Source organism: Streptomyces sp. NPDC086554, from assembly GCF_040686095.1.
Classification (GTDB): Bacteria; Actinomycetota; Actinomycetes; order Streptomycetales; family Streptomycetaceae; genus Streptomyces.
This window is the reverse complement of record NZ_JBFBJK010000016.1, coordinates 131,241-150,397: the sequence shown is the minus strand read 5'-3', so window position 1 is coordinate 150,397 and position 19,157 is coordinate 131,241. Positions and strand designations below refer to the sequence as shown.

General features: G+C 73.2%; 2 protein-coding genes (1 of these 2 only partly in view). Both read right to left on the bottom strand.

Annotation, left to right across the window (positions count from 1 at the left end):
* Positions 1-90: 90 nt before the first annotated feature.
* Positions 91-15,456: a type I polyketide synthase gene (locus tag AB0O76_RS26065; protein ID WP_365495866.1), complete on the bottom strand. Its 15,366-nt coding sequence runs from the start codon at positions 15,454-15,456 to the stop codon at positions 91-93.
* On the bottom strand, positions 15,456-19,157 hold the 3' end of the coding sequence (locus AB0O76_RS26060) for an SDR family NAD(P)-dependent oxidoreductase (protein WP_365495864.1). The gene runs 6,921 nt beyond the window's last position; the window shows 3,702 of its 10,623 coding nt (coding positions 6,922-10,623); its start codon lies off the right edge, out of view; it ends in the stop codon at positions 15,456-15,458. The genes AB0O76_RS26065 and AB0O76_RS26060 overlap by 1 nt, the downstream gene beginning before the upstream one ends.

The following is a 19,157-nucleotide window of genomic DNA, read 5'->3' as shown; positions in this document are numbered from 1 at the left end:
TGCGTGTTCCATAGCGTGTTCCAGAGCGTGGGGTGTCCGGTGCACGGGCCGACGTGTCCGGCCCGTGCACCCACAGCAGTCAGAGGCACGTCATTCGAGCCCGAGCTGCTGGTCGATCAGGGCGAACATCTCGTCGTCCGAGGCCGCGTCCAGCGCGTCCCGGTCGATCGCGGCGTCGCCGTCCGCGGTGGCGTCCTGCCCCTCGACCTTGCGGAGCAGTTCCCGCAGTTGTCCGGCGACCAGGTCGCGCTCGCCGCCGGCCAGTGGCCGGACCAGTACGGCCGTCTCCATCTGCTGGATGCGTTCCAGGACGGAGCTGTCCTCGGCGGGGCCCGCCGGAGCCAGCTGGGTACACAGCTGACGGGCGAGGGCAGCCGCGTTGGCATGGTCGAAGATCGCCGACGGCGGCAGTCTCAGACCGGTCACCGTGTTGATCCGGTTGCGCAGTTCGACCGCGCTGAGCGAGGTGAAGCCCAGATCGGTGAACCCGCGCTGCGGGTCGATCTCGCCGAGCCCCGCGTACCCGAGGATCGCGGCCGCCTCGGCCCGCACCAGGTCCACCAGGATCCGGTGCTGTTCCGGCGGCTGCACCGCTGCGAGGCGGGCGACCAGTGCGGAGCGCGAGCTGTCCTGCTCGCCGGCCCTGGTGCCGTCATCGGCTTCCTGCGCCGGCGCGAGTTCCGCGAGCAGGGGGCTCGGCCGGGCGACGCTGAAGACGGAGGTGAAGTGCTCCCAGTCGGTGTCGGTGACCGACAGGAAGGTCTCGTCCCGGTCGATCGCCTGGTGCAGCGCCGAGATGGCGAGGGCGGGTTCCATCGGCCGCAGACCGCGCATGCTGAGCTGTTCGCCGATGTCCTCCGTACGGGCCAGGCCGTCGCCGGCCCACATCCCCCAGGCCACCGAGGTGGCCGGAAGGCCGGCCGCCCGACGCCGCTCGGCCAGCGCGTCCAGGTGCGCGTTCGCCGCGGCGTACGCGCCCTGGCCGGCGCCGCCCCAGACGCCCGCGTTGGAGGAGAACAGGACGAACGCGTCCAGTTCCTCGCCCGCGAGCAGCTCGTGCAGCGCCTCGGCGCCACCGACCTTCGCGGCCAGCGTCTCCGCCAGATCGTCGACAGACGCCTCGGCCAGGGGCAGGAAACGGCCGGGCACGCCGGCGGTGTGCACCACGGAACGGACTGCGGAGCCCTCGGCCTTGAGCCCGTCGAGCAGTGCGGCGACGGCGTCGCGGTCACCGACGTCGCAGGCGGCGATGGTGACCCGGGCGCCCAACTGCTCAAGTTCCTCCCGTAGTTCGCCGGCCCCCGGGGCATTGGGCCCGCGGCGGCTGGTCAGCACGAGGTGCTCGGCGCCCTGCCCGGCCAGCCAGCGCGCCACATGCCCGCCGAGGCCGCCCGTGCCGCCGGTGACGAGCACGGTCCCGCGCGCCCGCCACTCCCGTACCGCCGCGGACTGCGCCAGCGGCGCGGGCGCCAGCCGCCGTACGAACACGCCCGAGGACCTGAGCGCCGACTGGTCCTCCTCGCCACCGCCCGCCAGCAGGCCGGGCAGCCGCTCGGCCGTCCGGCCAGTCACCGCGGCCGGCAGGTCGACCAGGCCGCCCCACAGGTCGGGCTGTTCCAGTGCGGCCACCATGCCGAGGCCCCACACCTGTGCCTGTACCGGGCTCTGCGCGCGGTCCACCGAGCTGACGGACACGGCGCCCTGCGTGGCGCACCACACCCGGGCCCCGAGGTCCGCATCGGCCACGGCCTGCAGCATCGTCAGGGTGCCGAGCACGCCGGCCGTCACCGTGGACGACCGGCCGTGCACCCGCGCCTCGTCCAGGGCGAGCAGCGACAGCACGCCGGACGCCGCGGGCGAGGCCGACTTCAGGCGCGCGGCCCACGTCTCGCGCTCCGGGTTCGCGGTGTCCAGGAGTACCTGATGCACCTCGGCCCCGGCGGCGGTCAGCGCGTCGGCGGCGGCCTTCGCCCATGGGTGGTCCCGCAGCGTCTCGGGTACCGCGACGATCCAACTGCCCATCGCCGCAGCCGGCCTGTCCTGCGGGGCGGGCCGCCACACGATGCGGTACCGCCAGGAGTCGACGGTCTGCTCCTCGCGGCGCTGCCGCCGCCATGAGGACAGCGCGGGCATCAGCGTTTCCAGCGACCCGCGTACGTCGCCGTCGGTGCCTGGCTGCAGGGTGGCGGCGAGTTCCTCCAGGTCCTCCCGCTCGACAGCCTCCCAGAACCGGCTGTCGACGGCGTCCGGCGACCCCGTTCCGGCCGTCTGCTCCGCGACGGCACGCTCCAGCCAGTAGCGCTTGTGCTGGAAGGCGTACGTGGGGAGTTCGACCGTGCGGCCACCCGCCAGGAGGCCGGCCCAGTCGACGTCCACGCCTTGCGTGTACACCTCGGCGACCGAGGTGAGGAACCGGTCCCAGCCACCCTCGTCCCGCCGCAGCGAACCGACGGCGCCACCGGCCCGGTCGGTGTCCTCGATGGTCTCGAGCAGACCGTTCACCAGAACCGGACGCGCGCTCGACTCGACAAACACGCTGTAGCCCTGGTCGAGCAGCGACCGTGTGGCGGCCTCGAACTCGACCGGTCGGCGCAGGTTGCGGAACCAGTACTCGGCGTCGAGTTCGGTGGTGTCCTGCCAGTCGCCGGACACCGTGGAGAAGAACGGCACCGCCGACGCCACCGGCCGGATCGGGGCCAAGGAATCGAGCACCTCGTCGCGAATCCGATCGACGTGGGCGCAGTGCGAGGCGTACGACACCGGAACCTGCCGGATCCGCACCCCCAACCCGTCCGAGGCGGCGATCAGTTCGGCCAACGCGTCGGCGTCACCCGACACCACGGTCGACTCCGGCCCGTTCACCGCCGCCACCGAAAGACGCTCGCCGTACGCCGCGATCAGCTCCTCCGTACGGGTCCGCGAGGCGGACACCGACGCCATGCCGCCGCGCCCCTGCAGCCCGACCAGGGCCCGCGCCCGCAGGGCGACCACGCGCGCCGCGTCGTCCAGGGACAGCGCACCCGCCACCGCGGCGGCCGCGATCTCACCCTGCGAGTGCCCGAGGACCGCGGCCGGAACCACGCCCACCGAGCGCCATGCCTCGGCCAGCGACACCATCACCGCCCACAGCGCCGGCTGCACCACGTCCACCTGGTCGAGGAGTTCGGCGGTCTCCTCGCCGCCGGTGAGCAGCTCCGTGAGCGACCAGTCGATGAACGGGGACAGCGCGGCCTCGCACTCGGCGATCCGGGCGGCGAACGCCTCGGACGCCTCAAGCAGCCCCTTGGCCATGCCCACCCATTGCGAGCCCTGCCCGGGGAAGACCAGCACCGTGCGCACCCCGGACCGCGCCGTTCCGCGCACCAGGCCCGCGGCGGGCTCCCCTGACGCCAGCGCGGCGAGCCCGCCGCGCAGCGACTCCAGGCCGCCGTCGGCGGAGAGCACGACCGCCCGGTGCTCCAGCGCCGAACGCGAAGCCACCAGAGAGCGACCGACGTCGAGGGGGTCCGCTTCCGGGCCCTGCGCGACGAAGTCGGCGAGCCGTGCCGCCTGGCCACGCAGGGCCTCGGCGCTGCGCCCGGACAGCACCCACGGCACCACGCCGCCCGCGGGCGTACCGCCGGTGCGCTCCGGCTCCGGGGTCCGGGCCGTGTCGTCCGGTGCCTGCTCCACGATCACGTGCGCGTTGGTACCGCTGATGCCGAACGAGGAGACCCCGGCCCGGCGCGGACGCCCGGTCTCGGGCCACTCACGCGAATCCGTGAGCAACTCCACCGCCCCCGAGGACCAGTCCACGTGCGGAGAACGCTCCTCGGCGTGCAGCGTCTTGGGCAGCACCCCGTGGCGCAGCGCCATCACCATCTTGATCACACCGGCCACGCCGGCCGCCGCCTGCGTATGCGCGATGTTCGACTTCACCGAACCCAGCCACAACGGCCGGTCCTTCTCGCGGCCCTGCCCGTACGTGGCCAGCAGCGCCTGCGCCTCGATCGGATCACCGAGCGAAGTACCCGTACCGTGCGCCTCCACCACGTCCACGTCCAGCGGAGTCAGCCGGGCAGCGGCCAGGGCCGCCTCGATGACCCGCTCCTGGGACGGGCCGTTGGGCGCCGTCAGGCCGCTGCTCGCGCCGTCCTGGTTGACGGCCGAACCCCGTATCACCGCAAGGATGTTGTGGCCGTTGCGGCGCGCGTCGGAGAGGCGCTCAAGGACCAGGAGGCCGGCGCCCTCGGCGAAGCCAAAGCCGTCCGCGTCGGCCGAGAATGCCTTGCATCGGCCGTCGCGGGCAAGACCGCGCTGACGGCTGAACTCGACCATCTCCTGCGGTCCGGCCATCACGGTGACACCGCCCGCGAGCGCCAGTGTGCTGTCGCCGTTGCGCAGCGACTGGGCGGCCAGGTGCAGGGCGACCAGGGACGAGGAGCACGCCGTGTCCACCGTCACCGCCGGACCCTCCAGGCCGAAGGTGTAGGCGATCCGGCCGGAGACCACGCTGCCGGTGCTGCCGGTGACCGCGTACCCCTCCAGGCCCTCGGGCAGTACACCGCCCTGAAGGTAGTCGGTGCCCATGTAGCCCGCGAACACGCCGACGCGGCTGCCGCGCAGCGACTCGGGCGCAAGCCCTGCCCGCTCGAACGCCTCCCAGGAGGACTCGAGCAGCAGCCGCTGCTGCGGGTCCATCGCCAGCGCCTCGCGCGGGGAGATGCCGAAGAGTTCGGCGTCGAAGTCGCCCGCGTCGTAGAGGAACGCTCCCTCCTTGACATAGCTGCGGCCCGCGGCCTCCGGGTCGGGGTCGTAGAGGCCCTCCAGGTCCCAGCCGCGGTCGGCCGGGAGTTCGCTGACCGCGTCCTGTCCCTCGCTGACCAGGCGCCACAGCTCCTCCGGGGAGGCAACTCCGCCGGGGAACCTGCAGGACATGCCGATGATGGCCAGCGGCTCGTCCGGCGCGGCGGCCGTGGCGGGCGCGCCGGCGGTGCTTCTGCGCGGGCCGCCGCTGATCCGGGTCGCCAGATGGGCGGCGAGGCCGGACGGCGTCGGGTAGTCGAAGAGCAGCGAGGCGGGCAGGCGCAGACCGGTTGCGCTGCTCAGCTGGTTGCGCAGCTGGACCGCGGTGAGCGAGTCGAAGCCCTGCTCCAGGAATCCGCGGCCCAGGTCGATCGCGTCGACGCTGCTGTGCCCGAGCACCGCGACCGCGGTTTCGCGCACCAGGTCGAGCAGCGCCCGTTCCCGCTGCTCGGCGGAGAGCCCGGCCAGGCGCTGCGCCAGGGCCGAGGATCCGCTGTCGGTGCCGCCCGCGGCGGCGCGCCGGGCCGGCACCCGCACCAGGCCGCGCAGCAGTACGGGCACCGCGTCGGCGCCCATGGACGTGGCGCGCGAACGCATCACGCCGAGGTCGAGCCGGATCGGGACGAGCAGCGCGCGGCCGGGCACCGAGGTCGCCGCGTCGAAGAGGGCGAGGCCCTGCTCGGTGCTGATCTCGCCGACGCCGCTGCGGCCGAACCCGGCCCGGTTCACCTCCTCGCCCATGCCGCTCTCCTCGGCCCACAGGCCCCAGGCGAGCGAGACACCGGGCAGCCCCTCGGCGCGGCGCTGCTGGGCGAGGGCGTCCAGGAAGGCGTTGGCGGCAGCGTAGTTGCCCTGGCCTGGGTTGCCGAAGACGCCGGCCGCGGAGGAGAACAGCACGAACTCGGTGAGCGGCAGCTCACGCGTCAGCTCGTGGAGGTGGACCGCGGCGTCGACCTTGGGCCGCAGCACCGTCTCGAGGTGCTCGGGGGTGAGCGCGGCGAAGGTCGCGTCGTCGAGGACGCCGGCCGCGTGCACGACGGACGTCAGCGGGTGCGCCGGGTCGATCGCGCCGAGCAGGCCCTCCAGTGCGTCCCGGTCGGCGGCGTCGCAGGCGACGACCGTCACCCGGGCACCCGACTCCTCGAGTTCCGCCCGGAGTTCGGCGGCGCCCGGGGTGTCCATGCCACGACGGCTGGTCAGCACCAGGTGCCGGGCACCGCGGACGGTGATCAGGTGCCGGGCCAGCTGACGACCGAGCAGGCCGGTGCCGCCGGTGATCAGGACGGTGCCTTCGGGGTCCGGTGCGGCCGTGTCCTTACCGGCCGCGTCCTCGGGGGAGGTACGGGTGAGGCGGGGCACCAGGACGGTGCCTGCGCGCATCGCGGCCTGCGGTTCCCCGGTGGCGAGCACCGCGGGCAGCACGCTCTCCCAGGCGGTGTCCTCGTCGACGTCGACGAGCAGCAGCCGGCCGGGGTGCTCGGACTGCGCCGAACGCACCAGGCCCCACAACGCGGCCTGGTCGAGGTTGGCCACGGGCTCGCCGTCCCCGGTGGCGACGGCGCCGCGGGTGAGGATCACCAGCTGCGGCCCGGCGCCGGAATCGGCCGCGAGCCAGCTCTGTACGGTTTCCAGGAGTTCGCACGTGACCTCGTGCACCATCTCCGTGAGGTCCGCGCACCTGACGGGCGTGCAGGGCAGTACCAGGAACTCCGGTCCGCCCTCGGCGGGTTCTTGTGAGCTCTCGCCGAGGATCTGCCAGGCGGCCGGTGCGGGCGGCTCGGTGCGGGCCGGGGCCGGCACCCAGTCGACGCCGAGCAGCAGGCCCTGGTCCGTACCGGCGGCGGCGCGCTGCAGGACCTCCTTGGCCACCGGCCGGGTGACCAGTGCCTCGACCGAGGCGACCGGCTGTCCCTCGGTGTCCGCGAGCCACAGGCTCGTGCCCTCGCCGTCGCGTGGCGCCAGCCGTACGCGGGCCGCGGCGGCGCCCTCGGCGTGCAGGGTCACTCCGTTCCAGGTGAACGGCAGATGTACTTCGTCGGTGTCCGACGCGGCGGCCAGCGCGGTGTGCAGGGCCGCGTCGAGCAGCGCCGGGTGCAGGCCGAAGCCTCCGGCGCCCTCCGCGTCCGCCTCCGGCAGGGCCACCTCGCCGAACAGTTCGTCGCCGCGCCGCCAGGCGGCGCGCAGGCCCTGGAAGGCGGGCCCGTATCCGTACCCGGACTCGGCGAGCCCGGCGTAGAAACCCTGCAGGGAGAGGGGCTCGGCGCCGGCCGGGGGCCATACCGCCAGGTCGAACCCGGCGGTCGGCGTCCCGGCGCTGAGCACACCACTGGCGTGCCGGGTCCACTCCTCGCCGTCGCCGCCCCGGGCGTGCACGCTCACCGTGCGGTGCCCGTCGACGTCGGCCGCGCCGACCCGGACCTGTACCTTGACCGCGCCGTCCTCGGGCAGCACCAGCGGGGCTTCCAACATGAGCTCGTCGAGCCGTCCGCAGCCCACTTCGTCGCCGGCCTGGACGGCCAGTTCGACGAAGCCGGTACCGGGCAGCAGGACGGTGCCCGCGACCGTGTGGTCGGCCAGCCACGGCTGCCTCCGGGCGGAGATCCGGCCGGTGAGCACGACTCCCTCGTCCTCGGCGAGGACCACCGCGGCACCGAGCAGCGGGTGCCCGGCGGCGGCCAGTCCGAGTGCGTCCGGGTCGCCGCCGGCCAGCGGGTCGGCCACCCAGTAGCGCTTGTGCTGGAAGGCGTACGTGGGCAGGTCGACGGTCCGGCCCCCGGTGAGCAGCGCGCCCCAGTCGACGTCGACGCCGCGGCTCCAGACCTCGGCGAAGGAGTTCAGCACCCGCCCGAGGCCGCCCTCGCTGCGGCGCAGGGTGCCCTGGGCGTGGACCTCGACGCCGGTTTCGTCGGCGGTCTCGCTGATGGGGTACGTGAGGACCGGGTGGGCGCTGGACTCGACGAAGACGTCGAAGCCGTCCGCGATCAGCGCCCGTACCACCGGCTCGAAGGAGACCGGGCGGCGGCAGTTCTCGTACCAGTACGCGGCGTCCAGCTCGGTGCCGGCCAGGACCTCGCCGGTGACCGTGGAGTACATCGGGATCGAGCCGGCCCGCGGCCGGACGAAGGACAGCAGCTCCAGGAGCCGGTCGTGCAGCGGCTCGACCTGGGAGCAGTGCGAGGCCACCGTCGAGCCGATGACCTTCGCGCGGGTCCCCTCCGCCTCGAGCTCGGCCACCAGCTCTTCCAGGGCGGCGACCTCACCGGCGACCGTCACCAGTCGCGGGCCGTTGTTCCCGGCGATCGACAGGACGTCGCCGAAGCGCGCGATCCGGGATTCCACCTCCGCGGCGGACAGCGGGACCGAGGCCACCGCGCCCTTGCCCATCAGCTCGTCGGCAAACAACTGCGAGCGCAGCACCACGATCTTCGCGGCGTCCGCCAGTGTCAGCGCGCCGCTGACGGCCGCGGCGGCGATCTCGCCCTGCGAATGCCCCACCACGGCCTGCGGCTTGACGCCCGCCGAGGCCCATACCTCGGCCAGCGACACCATGATCACGAACAGCACCGGCTGCAGCACCTCGATGCGGTCCAGGGACGGCGCGCCGTCCTCACCGCGTACCGCGGCCTCGACGGACCAGTCGACGTGCGCCTCGATCTCGGCGGCCACCTCGGCGAACCGGGCCGCGAACACCGGTGCGGAATCGAGGAGTTCGACCCCCATGCCGGCCCACTGCGAGCCCTGCCCCGGGAAGACGAACACCGGGCGGGCCCCGCCGCGGGCGACTCCCTGCACGGCGCCGCCCGCGCCCTCACCGTCGGCCAGCGCGCGCAGCGCCGCCAGCGAGGCGTCACGGTCGGACGGGTCGACGAGGACCACGGCCCGGTGTTTGAACTGCCCGCGAGTGGTCACCAGGGAGGCGCCGACGTCGAGCGGTTCCAGCTCCGGCCGGTCCGGCAGGAAGGCGGCGAGGCGAGCCGCCTGGCCGAGCAAAGCCTCCTGGGTACCGCCGGAGAGCGCCCACGGCACGAGTCCGCTCGCGGGTGCGTCGGCCGCGGGGACCTCTGCGGTGTCGGCGTTGTCGGCGGGGGCCTGCTCCACGATCACGTGGGCGTTGGTGCCGCTGATGCCGAACGACGACACACCGGCCCGGCGCGGCCGCCCGTGCTCGGGCCAGTCCCGGGTCTCGGTCAGCAGCTCGACCGAACCCGAGGACCAGTCGACGTGCGGGGAGCGTTCCTCGGCGTGCAGCGTCTTGGGCAGCACCCCGTGGCGCAGCGCCATCACCATCTTGATCACACCGGCCACGCCGGCCGCCGCCTGCGTATGCGCGATGTTCGACTTCACCGAACCCAGCCACAACGGCCGGTCCTTCTCGCGGCCCTGCCCGTACGTCGCCAGCAGCGCCTGCGCCTCGATCGGGTCGCCGAGCGGTGTGCCCGTACCGTGCGCCTCCACCACGTCCACGTCGAGCGGAGTCAGCCCGGCGCCGTCGAGGGCGGCGCGGATGACTCGCTGCTGGGAGGGGCCGTTGGGGGCGGTGAGCCCGTTGCTTGCACCGTCCTGGTTGACCGCCGAGCCCCGCACCACCGCGAGCACCCGGTGCCCGTTGCGCCGCGCGTCCGACAGCCGCTCGAGGGCCACGACGCCGACGCCCTCGCCCCAGCCCGTGCCGTCCGCGTCCGCGGAGAACGCCTTGGAGCGGCCGTCGGGCGCCAGCGCGCGCTGCCGGCTGAACTCGATGAACGCCTTGGGCGAGGAGACCACCATGACGCCGCCGGCGAGCGCGAGCGTGCACTCGCCCTGGCGCAGGGACTGGGCGGCCAGGTGCAGGGCGACCAGCGAGGAGGAGCAGGCCGTGTCCACCGTCACCGCCGGCCCCTCCAGGCCGAAGGTGTAGGCGATCCGGCCGGAGACAACGCTGGAGGCGCTGCCGGTGGCCGCGAAGCCCTCCAGTTCGGCGGGGACGTGCAGGGTGGCGAGGTAGTCGGAGCCCATCGCTCCCGCGAACACGCCGACGTCGGTGCCTCGCAGCGACTCCGGCGCAAGGCCGGCCCGTTCGAATGCCTCCCAGGAGGTCTCCAGGAGCAGCCGCTGCTGCGGGTCCATTGCCAGCGCCTCGCGCGGCGGGATGCCGAAGAACTCGGCGTCGAAGTCACCGGCCGCGTCGAGGAACCCGCCGGCCCTCGTGTAGTTCTTGCCGATGGCGTCCGGGTCCGCGTCGTACATGGCCCGGACGTCCCAGCCGCGGTCGTCGGGCAGCGGCGAGACGGCGTCCTTGCCGTCGCGCACCAACTCCCAGAGATCCTCGGGGGTTTCCACGCCGCCGGGGAACCGGCAGGCCATGCCGATGATCGCCAGTGGCTCGTCGGCGTCCGTGGTGCGCCGCACGGTGGCGGTCGCACCCCGGCGGGTGCCGACGAGCACGGTGCGCAGATGGCGGGCGAGCGTCGCGGGGTTCGGGTAGTCGAAGACGAGGGAGGCCGGAAGTCTCAGGCCGGTGACCGCACCGAGCCGGTTGCGCAGTTCGACGGCGGTCAGCGAGTCGAAGCCGAGATCGCGGAACGCCTGGTCCGCCTCGATGCCGGCGGACGAGCTGTGGCCGAGCACGGTCGCGGCCCGGGTGCGCACCAGGTCGAGCAGCGCGCGTTCCTGCTCGGGCTCGGACAGTGCGGCCAGCTGCTGCACCAAGGCATCGGCCTCGCCGCTGCCGGTGGCGGCGGTACGGCGCGCCTGGACCCGGACCAGGCTGCGCAGCAGCGGCGGCAGCGTACCGCCGACGGCCTGCGCGCGCAGGGCCTGCTGTGCCAGGCGGACCGGTACGAGCAGCGAGTGCCCCGCAGTGAGAGCGACGTCGAACAGTGCCAGGCCCTGCTCGCGGGAGAGCGGCGCGATGCCGCCGCGAGAGAGCCGGGCGCGGTCGCCGCCGCCGAGCCGGCCGCCCATGCCGTCCTCGGCCCACAGGCCCCAGGCGAGGGAGGTGGCGGGCAGGCCCTGGGCGCGGCGGTGCTGCGCGAAGGCGTCGAGGAAGGTGTTGGCCGCGGCGTAGTTGCCCTGCCCGGCGTTGCCGAAGACACCGGCCGCGGAGGAGAACAGCACGAACGCACGCAGCTCGAGGTCGGCCGTGGCTTCGTGGAGATTGACCGCGGCATCGACCTTGGCGCGGAGCACCGCGTCGAGGCGCTCGGGGGTCAGTGCGGTGAGCATGCCGTCGTCGAGCACGCCCGCGGTGTGCACCACCGCGGTCAGCGGATGGTCGGCCGGGATACCGGCGATCATCATGTCCACCGCGTCCTTGTCGGCCACATCGCAGGCGACCACCGACACCGAGGCGCCCGACCCCGCCAGTTCCGCGCACAGTTCGGCCGCGCCCGGGGCGTCGGCGCCGCGCCGGCCGGCGAGGACCAGGCGCCGGACGCCGTGCTCGCTCACCAGGTGCCGGGCCAGCGTCCGGCCGAGGGAGCCGGTGCCGCCGGTGATCAGGACAGTGCCCTCGGCGTCCCAGACCGGTGCCTCGGACAGTGCGGTGGCCGTGTCGGCGGCGCGGGTGAGGCGGGGTGCCAGGGTGCGCCCGCCGCGCACGGCGACCTGCGGTTCACCGGTGGCCAGCGCCAGGCGAACGGAGTCCTCCCAGTCGTCGGGGGCGTCGGTGTCCACCAGGACGAACCGGCCTGGGTTCTCGGACTGGGCGGCACGCACCAGACCCCACAACGGAGCCTGAGGCAGGTTCTCCACCAGGTCGTCACCGGCGGCCACGGCCCCGTGTGTGACGACCACCAGGCCCGTGTCGGCACACTGCTCGGCGGCAAGCCAGGTCTGGATGACGCCGAGCACCTGCGCGGCGCACTCGCGCGCTGCGGCGGCCGTGCCCGCCCCGTCCGTCACGGATACGGCGGACGGCGGCAGTACCGCCCAGTCGGCACCGAACGCGCCGTCGGGCAGCGGGAGTTCGGGATCGACGGCCGACCAGGAGGCCGCCCGGTCCTCGGTCTCGCCCGGCACCACGGTCCACTCGACTGCGAAGAGGGGCGCGCTGCGGTCGGCGGTCACCGACCGCCTCAGCTGTTCGGCCGACACCGGCCGGGAGACCAGCGCCTCGACCGAGGCCACCGGGTGCCCGGCACTGTCGGCGACCTCCAGGGAGACCGCGTCCGGGTCGGCCAGCGACAGGCGCACCCTCAGCGCGGTCGCCCCCAACGCGACGACGGTCACCCCGTGCCACGCGAACGGCAACCGGATCAGGTCACCGTCGAGACCGTCGGCGGCGGACACCGCGTGCAGCGCGGCATCGAGCAGCGCCGGGTGCAGGCCGAAACCGCCTGCTTGCTCCGCCGTCTCCTCGGGCAGCGCCACCTCGGCGTACACGTCGTGGCCGTCCCGCCATACGGCTGTCAGGCCCTGGAACGCGGGCCCGTACCCGTACCCGGCGGCCGCCAACCGCTCGTAGAAACCGTCGAGTTCGATCGCCTGCGCGCCGGTCGGCGGCCAGGCCGTCGCCCGGAACGGCTCTGTGTCACCGCGGGGTGCGACCAGGCCCTCGGCGTGCCGCACCCACGTGTCGGGGTCGTCGTCGGCACGCTGCGAGAACACCCCGACCGGACGGCGGTTCTCGGCGTCCGGCGCCCCGACGCGGACCTGCAGGGCCACCGGCTCGTCGGGCAGGGCGAGCGGCGCCTCCAGGGTCAGTTCCTCGAGGCGGGCGCAGCCGGCCTCGTCGCCCGCGCGCACGGCGAGCTCGACGAAGGCGGTGCCGGCCAGCAGCACCGTGCCCGCCACCGTGTGGTCGGCCAGCCACGGATGCGTACGGGTGGAGATGCGGCCGGTGAGCGCCACGCCCTGCCCGTCGGCGAGCCGGACGACGCCGCCCAGGAGCGGATGGTCGGCCGCACCCATGCCCAGGGCGGCCAGGTCGCCGGTGCCGCGGCCCGGGTCTTGCAGCCAGTAACTCCGTTGCTGGAAGGCATAGGTGGGCAGGGCCACTCGGGTGCCCGCCGCGAGGACGGAGTCCCAATCCACGCCGACGCCGTGTACGTACCCCTCGGCGACGCCCGCCGTGAACGACTCCGCCTCGTCGCGGTCCTTGCGGACCAGCGCGACAGCGATGCTCTCACCGGACACTTCGTCGAGGGTGTCCTGCGCCATCGCGGTCAGTACCCCGGCAGGACCCAACTCAAGGAAAACATCCACACCCTGGTCGGCCAACGTCTGCACGCCGTCGGCGAACCGGACAGCCTCACGCACATGATGCACCCAGTACTCGGCCGTACTCAACTCACCCGGCCCCGCCAGACGCCCATACACATTCGACACCACCGGAACAACCGGCTCGCCATACGTGATCGAGGCAGCCACCTCACGGAACTCCGCCAGCATCGGCTCCATCAACGGCGAATGGAAAGCATGACTGACCACAAGCCTCTTCGAACGCCGACCCTCAAACCGGGTCAACACCTCATCCACCGCAGCCTGTTCACCCGACAGCACCACCGAGCCCGGGCCGTTCACGGCAGCAACAGAAACGCGGTCCTCGAACCCCTCCAGGGCTTCGCGAACCTCAGCCTCCACCGCTTCGACCGCCACCATCACGCCACCCGACGGCAACGCCTGCATCAACCGGCCACGCGCAGACACCAACCGGGCGGCATCCGCCAACGAGAACACCCCGGCCACATGCGCCGCAGCAATCTCCCCCACCGAATGACCCAGCAGGAAGTCCGCCCGCACACCCCAGCTCTCCACCAGCCGGAACAACGCCACCTCAAACGCAAACAACGCACCCTGCGTAAAGCGCGTCTGCGCCAACAACTCCTCATCCTCAAACACAGCCGGGTCCAGCTCCAGCTCCCCGCACACCTCGCTCAACGCCTGCGCGAACACCGGAAACGCAGCAGCCAAACCACGCCCCATCCCCACACGCTGCGCACCCTGCCCCGAAAACAAAAACGCCGTCCGCGACTGCGCCCGTGCGATCCCTTGGGCAACTCCTGCGGGGGCGGTGCCCTCGGCCAGTGCGGCGAGGGCCGCGAGAAGCTCGTCGCGGTCCGGCCCCAGCACCACGGCCCGATGGTCGAGAGTGGCGCGGGTGGTGGCCAGGGAGAAGGCCACGTCGAGCGGGTCGAGGTCGCCGTCTGCCGTCACGTGGGCGTGCAAGCGCTCGGCCTGCGCGCGCAGACCGTCCGCGGTGCGCGCCGACACGAGCCAGGGCAGGACGGGCGGGGCCTCCGCGGCCTCGGCGCTACCGTCGACGTCGCCGGTGTCCCCCTCGTTCTCCAACTCGTCGTCGTAAAGCGGTGGTTCAGCCACGATGACGTGCGCGTTGGTACCGCTGATACCGAACGAGGAGACACCGGCCCGGCGCGGCCGGTCCTCCTCGGCGATCCACGGCAGCGCCTCGGTGAGCAGTTCGACGTTGCCCTCCGACCAGTCGACATGCGACGAGGGCTCGTCCACGTGCAGCGTCCTGGGCAGGATCCCGGCACGCATCGCCATCACCATCTTGATGACGCCGGCCACACCGGCCGCGGCCTGGGTGTGCGCGATGTTCGACTTCAGCGAGCCGAGCCACAGCGGCCGATCGGCCTCGCGTCCCTGCCCGTACGTGGCCAGCAGCGCCTGCGCCTCGATCGGGTCGCCGAGCGACGTACCCGTACCGTGCGCCTCCACCGCGTCCACGTCCTGCGCGGACACCCGGGCATCGGCGAGAGCCGCCCGGATCACCCGCTGCTGGGACGGACCGTTGGGAGCGGTCAGACCGTTGCTGGCACCGTCCTGGTTGACCGCGGAGCCCTCGACGACGGCCAGCACCTCGTGGCCGTTGCGGCGTGCGTCGGACAGCTTCTCCAGGACGAGGATGCCGACGCCCTCGCCCCAGCCGGTGCCGTCCGCGCTGTCGGAGAACGCCTTGCAGCGCCCGTCGGGTGCCAGGCCCCGCTGTCGGCTGAACTCGATGAACACCGAGGGGCTCGCCATCAGGGCGACGCCACCGGCCAGCGCCAGGCTGCACTCGCCGCTGCGCAGCGACTGGGCGGCCAGGTGCAGGGCGACCAGGGACGAGGAGCAGGCCGTGTCGACGCTGACCGCCGGGCCCTCCAGGCCGAAGGTGTACGAGATCCGGCCGGAGGCGACGCTGGCCGCACTGCCGTTGCCGAGCAGGCCCTCGTACTCGTCGGGCAGCGGCTGGATGCGCTGGCCGTAGTCGTCGTACATGACGCCGGTGAAGACGCCGGTGCGGCTGCCGCGCAGGGAGTCGGGCGCGATCCCGGCGCGTTCGAAGGCCTCCCAGGTGGTTTCCAGGAGCAGCCGCTGCTGCGGGTCGATGGCGGTGGCCTCGCGCGGGCTGATGCCGAAGAAGGCGGCGTCGAAGCGGTCCGCGTCGTAGAGGAAGCCGCCCTCGCGGGTGGAGATGGTGCCGCGGTGGTCCGGATCGGGGTCGTAGAGCCCGTCCAGGTCCCAGCCGCGGCCGGCCGGGAAGTCGGACACCGCGTCGGTGCCGCTCTCCACGAGCCGCCACAGGTCCTCGGGGGACTTCACCCCGCCCGGGTAGCGGCAGCTCATCGCGACGATCGCGATGGGCTCCTGGTCGCCGGACTCCAGTTCCGCGAGCCGTTCGCGGGCCTCCTGCAGATCGGCGGTCACCCAGCGGAGGTACTCAACGAGCTTCTCGTCGCTAGCCATTACCTGTCGCCCTTCTTGCGGCCCAGTCCGCGGTCGATGAAGTCGAGAATTTCGTCGGCTGACGCGGTCTGGAGGTGGTCGCGCCCCTTCGCCTGCTGCTTGTTCGTCTGCGGCGTCCGCTCGTCCCGGCGGCGCGCCTGTGTCCACTTGGAGAGCACCGTCTGGAGCCGGCTCGTGATGCGCAGCGCGACCTCCCTGTCGGGTGCCATGCCGAGCAATGCACCTTCCACGGCGTCGAGTTCGGCCAGCATTCGTTCGGCCGGGTCGACCTGTTCGGGTCGCACCAGGGACCACAGATGGGCGCCGAGCGCGGCCGTGGACGGGTGGTCGAAGACCAGCGTGGACGGCAGCCTGAGGCCGGTGGCCGCACCGAGCCGGTTGCGCAGTTCGACGGCGGCCAGCGAGTCGAAGCCGAGGTCCTTGAAGGACTGTTCGGGGTTGACCTTGGCCGCGGTGTCATGGCCGAGGACCGCCGCCACGTGCCCGTGCACCAGGTCCCGTACGTGGCGTTCCTGCTCGTGCTCCGGCAGGTCGGCCAGCTGTTCGGTGAGCGGGCGGTCGCTCACCGGCGCCGCCGGTCCGGCCGACGCCCGCCGGGCCGGTGCCCGGACGAGGCCGCGCAGCATCGACGGCAGGTTGCCGGCGCCCGCTTGGGCCTGCAGCGCCACCGAGTTGAGGCGCAGCGGGAGCAGCAGGGCCGTGTCGGCGGCCGTGGCCTCGTCGAAGAGAGCAAGGCCCTGTTGTTCGGTGAGCGCGTCGAAGCCCGTACGGGCGAGCCGTCCCCGGTCCTCACCGTCCAGGTCGCCCGTGATGCCGCCCTCCTGCGCCCACAGGCCCCACGCCTGCGCCTGGCCGGGCAGGCCCTGGGACCGGCGGTGCTGGGCGAGAGCGTCCAGGAAGGTGTTGGCGGCGGCGTAGTTGGCCTGTCCCGGTCCGCCAAGGACGCCGGCCGCCGAGGAGAACAGCACGAACGCCGCCAACTCGGTCTCGCGGGTCGCCTCGTGCAGGTGGACGGCCGCGTCGATCTTGGCTCGCAGCACGGTGGCGAGCCGGTCCCGGGTGAGCATGTCGACGAGTCCGTCGTCGAGGACGCCTGCGGTGTGCACGACCGCGGTCAGCGGGTGCTCCGGGTTGATCTTGGCGATCAGCTCGCCGACACCGACCGGGTCCGCCATGTCGCAGGCGACCACCGACACCGAGGCGCCGCCGAGCACCAGTTCGTCACGGAGTCCGGCCGCACCCGGTGCCTCGATGCCACGCCGGCTGGTCAGCACGAGGTGCCGTACGCCGTGTTCGGTCACGAGGTGCCGGGCGAGCAGTCGGCCCAGGGAGCCGGTGCCGCCGGTGATCAGGACGGTGCCCTCGGAATCCCAGGCGGCGGTGGCCAGTTCTGCCGTCGGCGCCGTGCCGCGGGTGAGCCGCGGGACGAGGGCGGTGCCGCCGCGGACAGCGACCTGTGTCTCGCCGGTGACCAGCGCGGTGCGCACCGCGTCCGCCCAGTCGTCGGGGGTGTCCACGTCGACCAGGACGAACCGTCCCGGGTGCTCGGACTGGGCGGACCGGACCAGGCCCCACACGGGGGCGTGAGCAAGGTCGCTGACGTCGTCGTCCGGGCGGGCGGCGACGGCACCCGACGTGACGATCACCAGCGTGGCGTCACCCGCGGCGGGGTCGACCAGCCACTGGCGGACCGTGTCCAGGACGGTGCCCGCGGCGTCGTGTGCGGCGGCGGTCAGGTCCTCGCAAGCCTCGGGAAGCCGTGGCAGAACAACGAACTCCTCCTCGCTGTCGGCTGATTGTGCGTCGTCGAGGACGCGCCAGGCGACCTCGGCGGCCGCGCGCGCCGGCTGCGCCTGCGTCCAGTCGACGGTGTACAGCGCAGCACCGTCGTCCGGCCGGGCGCGCCGCAGCTGCTCGGCGGGCATCGGCCGCGAGACCAGTGCCGCGACCGAGGCCACCGGCTGCCCCGCCCCGTCCGCGAGCTGTACGGCCAGCCCCTCGTCACCCGCTGGAACGAGCCGTACCCGGGCCGCCCGTGCCCCGGTGGCGCTCAGCCGCACCCCCATCCACGCGAACGGCAGCCGCACCTCGCTCCTGTCTGCGCGGGTAGCCAGTGACGCGTGCAGGGCGGCGTCGAGCAGCGCCGGGTGGACCCCGAACCGTTCGGCGTCCGTGTCGTCCTCCTCGGGCAGCGCGACCTCGGCGAACACCTCGTCGCCGCGCTGCCATACGGCCGTGAGCCCCTGGAACGCGGGTCCGTACCCGTATCCCTCGGTCGCGAGGCGCTCGTACAGCCCGTGCAGCGGGACGGACTCGGCACCCTGCGGAGGCCACTGCGTGAGGGCGAAGTCGTCGCGACCCTGGTCGGCGACGAGCACCCCGCCGGCGTGCCGGGTCCACTCGCCGTCGGCCGAGTCGGCGGCCCGCGAGTGGATACTCACCGCGCGACGGCCGCTCTCCTCCTCGGCTCCGACCCGCACCTGGACGGTGATGTGCCCCTCGTCGGGCACCACGAACGGTGCGCCGAGGGTGAGTTCCTCGATCCGCTCGCACTGGGTCCTGGCGCCCGCGCACAGTGCCAGCTCGACCAGGGCGGCGCCGGGCAGCAGTACCGCGCCGCCCACGGCATGGTCGGCCAGCCAGGGGTGGGTGCGCAGGTCGAGCCTGCCGGTCAGCACGATGCCCTGGCCGTCGGCCAGCGGGACGGCGGCGCCGAGCAGGGGGTGCTCGGCGTCGCCGAGGCCGAGGGCGTCGGGCCGGCCGAGGGCGGGATCGGTGTCCTTGAGCCAGTAGCGGCGGCGCTGGAAGGCGTACGTCGGCAGGTCCACCCGGCGGCCGCCCGGCAGCAGTGCCGACCAGTCGACCACGACGCCGTGCGCCCAGGCGCGGGCGACCGCCGCAGGCAGCGCCTCGTGCTCGGGGCGGTCCTTGCGCACCAGCGGCAGGGCGAGCAGCCCGGGGCGCACCTCGTCGAGGGTGTCCTGCGCCATGGCGGTCAGCACCCCGGCAGGGCCCAACTCAAGGAAGGCATCCACACCCTGACCGGCGAGTGTCCGTACCCCATCAGCGAACCGGACGGCCTCACGCACATGACGCACCCAGTACCCGGGCGTACTCAACTCCCCCGTCCCGGCCAGCTGTCCGGTCGTGTCACACACCACCGGTATACGCGGCTCGGCGTACGTGATCGAGGCAGCCACCTCACCGAACTCCGCGAGCATCGGCTCCATCAACGGCGAATGGAAAGCATGACTGACCACAAGCCGCTTCGAACGCCGACCCTCGAACCGGGTCAACACCTCATCCACCGCAGCCTGTTCACCCGACAACACCACCGAGCCAGGACCATTCACCGCAGCGACAGAAACCCGGTCCTCAAACCCCTCCAGGGCCTCGCGAACCTCAGCCTCCACCGCTTCGACCGCCACCATCACGCCACCCGACGGCAACGCCTGCATCAACCGGCCACGCGCAGACACCAACCGCGCCGCATCCGCCAACGAGAACACCCCGGCAACATGCGCCGCAGCAATCTCCCCCACCGAATGCCCCAGCAGGAAGTCAGCCCGCACACCCCAGCTCTCCACCAGCCGGAACAACGCCACCTCAAACGCAAACAACGCACCCTGCGTAAACCGCGTCTGCGCCAACAACTCCTCATCGTCAAACACAGCCGGGTCCAGCTCCAGCTCCCCGCACAC